At 33.4% G+C, this 922-nt stretch carries 2 protein-coding genes; both read left to right on the top strand.

Features of this window, described 5'->3' with window-relative positions:
* Positions 1-646: tetratricopeptide repeat protein (locus tag BG20_RS00950; protein ID WP_010189697.1), on the top strand; the 646-nt coding region annotated here is incomplete at its 5' end.
* A gap of 52 nt (positions 647-698) precedes the next feature.
* The coding region (locus BG20_RS00945) for a cupin domain-containing protein (RefSeq protein WP_010189696.1) at positions 699-922 on the top strand (224 nt) is incomplete at its 3' end.

Genomic DNA, 922 nt, shown 5'->3' with positions numbered 1-922 from the left:
GTATAGCGATGCCGCAACGTGTTTTGATTTACTAATTAAGATAAATCCCAAAGACGCGGCAGCAATGAACAATATGGGAATTGCAATGGCTGAAATGAAAAACATCCAAGGGGCATCAGAATGCTATGACAATGCAATAAAGGCAGACCCAAAATATGGAGCATCGTATTTTAACAAAGGAGTGTTGCTTGACAAATTGCAAGAACATGAAGAGGCACTAAATTTTTTAGATAAAGCCATAACAATTGAGCCAAGAAAACCAAATGCCCTGTTTTACAAGGGAATTGTTCTAGGGAAATTAAAAAGACATGAAGAGGCACTAAACTGCTTTGAGAATGTTTACAAAAAGCATCCTACTCATTTGGATGCATTATTTCACATAGGAATAGAATTGGCAGAAAACAACCAGCATAAAAAAGCAATAGAGATTTTTGATAAAATTCTTGCAAACCACAAAGACAACGTAAATATCATTTATGCAAAATCAAGAAGCAAGTCAGCGTTGGAGGAATATCCAGAATCGTTGGAATTGTTAAAAAAAGCAATCAACTTAAACCCAAAAACGATTAGAACGTGGGCAAAAGAAGAAAAAATATTTGAAAAACTCCACACCAATGAACAGTTTAGAAAAATGGTAAAACTGTAATAATATCATTGGAAAAACATAATACAACAGAAAAAACAGACATCATATTAGAATGAAAAAATCAAATATTTACTCTCCAGGAGATAAAAGAAAGATCAATCCAGCATGGTTTACAAATAAAGTACACATGAAAGACATTTCATCTAAAATAAAATCAAAAGAGCAAGACATCTATCATGTTTACTTTGAAAACGGTGCAAAAACAAAGATGCATTTGCATAACGGCAACCAAGTTCTCATAGTCACCAAAGGAATTGGCAGTCTAGAGATATTTAG

Source organism: Candidatus Nitrosarchaeum limnium BG20, assembly GCF_000241145.1.
Classification (GTDB): domain Archaea; phylum Thermoproteota; class Nitrososphaeria; order Nitrososphaerales; family Nitrosopumilaceae; genus Nitrosarchaeum; species Nitrosarchaeum limnae.
Note: the sequence above shows the minus strand (reverse complement) of the source record. Positions and strands in the feature narration are given on the sequence as shown.